This window comes from Ferruginibacter sp., assembly GCF_031430955.1.
In the GTDB taxonomy this organism is placed as follows: domain Bacteria; phylum Bacteroidota; class Bacteroidia; order Chitinophagales; family Chitinophagaceae; genus Ferruginibacter.
The window spans coordinates 1-2,621 of sequence record NZ_JANPCM010000371.1 but is presented as its reverse complement, the minus strand read 5'-3'; the positions used below and the strand labels follow the sequence as shown (position 1 = coordinate 2,621).

2 protein-coding genes and 1 pseudogene are annotated in these 2,621 nt (G+C 38.2%); 1 reads left to right on the top strand and 2 read right to left on the bottom strand.

All coding sequences use genetic code 11. The features are described from left to right. On the bottom strand, window positions 1-302 hold a 302-nt coding region (locus tag ACY65O_RS10565), incomplete at its 3' end, for a carboxypeptidase-like regulatory domain-containing protein (protein ID WP_462220821.1). Window positions 303-558: 256 nt separating this feature from the next. Here ACY65O_RS10565 and ACY65O_RS10560 point away from each other — a divergent pair. Further along, complete coding sequence (locus ACY65O_RS10560; RefSeq protein ID WP_462220820.1) at window positions 559-1,761, top strand: bifunctional 3,4-dihydroxy-2-butanone-4-phosphate synthase/GTP cyclohydrolase II; 1,203 nt, start codon at window positions 559-561, stop codon at window positions 1,759-1,761. Between the two features lie 384 nt (window positions 1,762-2,145). On the opposite strand, the pseudogene ACY65O_RS10555 reads toward ACY65O_RS10560, so the two are convergent. Then, window positions 2,146-2,621, bottom strand: a pseudogene (locus ACY65O_RS10555) (dihydrolipoyl dehydrogenase); the annotation flags it as partial.

Below are 2,621 nucleotides of genomic sequence, written 5' to 3'. Positions count from 1 at the left end.
TCACCAAGGTCTAGTGTAATAGCGTCTCTTGATATAGTTTTATAACCCACATACGATACAGTAACAGCATATGGCCCTCCGGGATTCATATTTGCTATATAATAATTACCTCCATTTTTAGAACTGGTTGTATAAACAGTGCCGGTTGGCTGGTGTACTGCAGAAATTGTTGCTCCTGCAAGCACTTCGCCTTTGAGATTTTTCACTGAGCCATTCATGTTACTTGTGGTTACCTGAGCATTCATCAGGAATGGTATTGCAAACAATCCAATCAGCAGCGGTACAATTTTTTTAATTCTCATAATAGTTTAGTTTTATTCGGTGGCAAAGAAACTAAATAATTGGCGAACTACGCCAAGTATTATTAACAAGTTAAAGGGCAATAAAAGGATAATAATCGCTGCTTTACTGAACAAGGTTGCTTTATTATAAAATGATCAATTAAATGATACATTAAAGCAATGTTTTATGGGTAACAATTAAATTTCCCCATTTCAAAAGTCACAATACCCACCACAAAACCTAAACCTTGTTACCTTTGCCTGATAAATAAAATTTATGTTAGACAGTATTGAAAGTGCCATTGAGGATATTAAAAAAGGGAAAATGATAATTGTGGTAGATGACGAAGACAGGGAAAATGAAGGGGATTTTATTGCGGCAGCCGAAAGTGTAACGCCGGAGATTATAAATTTTATGAGTACCCACGGCCGTGGGCTTATTTGTGCTCCATTAATTGAAGAACGCTGCAATGAATTGAATTTGCCGCCGATGGTGGTTGACAATACATCGCTGCATGAAACTGCATTTACTGTAAGTGTGGATTTACTCGGGCAGGGATGTACAACAGGAATTTCTGCACATGACAGGGCAAAAACGGTACAGGCACTAATTAATCCTGCAACAAAACCCGAAGACCTGGGCAGACCGGGACATATTTTTCCGTTAAGAGCAAAAAAAGGTGGTGTGTTACGCCGTACAGGCCACACCGAGGCCACTATTGATATGGCGCAGTTGGCAGGCTTTTACCCCGCCGGTGTTTTGGTAGAAATTATGAATGAAGACGGCAGTATGGCAAGGCTTCCGCAGTTAAAAGAAATAGCAAAAAAGTTCGACCTGAAATTAATTTCTATTAAAGATTTAATTGAATACCGCTTAAAAACAGAAACCTTAATTAAAGAAGAAGTAAGGGTACAATTACCAACAAAATACGGCGCATTTGAATTGATTGCTTTTGAACAATTGAATACAAAAGAAATTCACATGGCGTTAAAAAAAGGGGAATGGAAAAAAGATGAACCAGTTTTAGTAAGGGTACACAGCAGTTGTATGACGGGGGATATTTTAGGCTCGTTAAGATGCGATTGCGGCGACCAGTTGCACCACGCCATGAAGATGATTGAAAGTGAAGGCAAAGGATTAATATTATACATGAACCAGGAAGGCCGTGGTATTGGGTTATTGAATAAATTAAAAGCCTACAAATTGCAGGAGCAGGGCATGGATACCGTAGAAGCAAATTTAGAACTTGGGTTTGGTATGGATGAAAGGGATTACGGAGTTGGTGCACAAATTTTAAGACACCTGGGTGTAAGTAAAATGAAACTGATGAGCAACAACCCACGCAAACGTGCCGGACTTTTGGGCTATGGGTTAGAGGTAGTGGATACTGTGCCTATAGAAATAAAATCTAATCCGCACAACGAAAAATATTTGCAAACAAAAAAAGATAAACTGGGCCACAATATTTTAAATGGTTAGTTGTTTTTTGTAACAGGTAGTTTTTCAGAAGCAGGTACATTTTATAACCCTGCATCAGCTACTGCAATTATTGATTAAGCTTTGTAATATCTTTTTTAAAAATGGAATAAGGGTATGGCTGTGGTAAAGGCTTACTTCAAAAATATCATATCCAGAAGTATAGTTTATATTGTTTCAAAACCGGTATTCTGTATTAATCTGTGGTCTTTAATTCACCGGTTGCAAACGCTAAACGGGCAATTATTAAATACCGTGATAAATATTTTCGGATTATATTAAAAACAACCTGATTATACGCCTAACCAAAATTAATTTCTTAGCCAGCCGTTTAATTTAGTTACTTTTTTTGTGTAATCCTTTTTGGTAAAATTATTTTTTTAGTTTTTAAATATCTATCGCTTCGCCATAAGCCGCAGCAGTAGCTTCTTTCAATCCTTCACTCATGGTAGGGTGAGGGTGAACAGCATTTAATATTTCATGTGCGGTAGTTTCTAATTTTCGGGCCACAACAGCTTCGGCAATTATTTCCGTTACGTTCATACCAATCATATGGCAGCCTAAAAATTCGCCATACTTGGCATCGTAAATAACTTTTACAAAACCTTCTGTGGCACCGGCAGCAACAGCTTTTCCACTGGCAATAAATGGAAATTTACCTACTTTAACTTCATAACCGGCATCCCTGGCCGCTTTTTCAGTATAACCTACGCTTGCAATTTCGGGTGAGCAATAGGTACAACCCGGAATATTATTATAATCTAAAGGTTCAGGATGATGACCGCTTAAATGTTCTGCTGCATTAATACCTTCTTTTGCCGCAACGTGTGCTAAAGCCTGACCGGGTGTGCAATCGCCAATGG

Coding starts and splice junctions, on each gene's coding strand:
- ACY65O_RS10560 (WP_462220820.1), top strand. CDS start 559: ATGTTAGACAGTATTGAAAGTGCCATTGAGGATATTAAAAAAGGGAAA.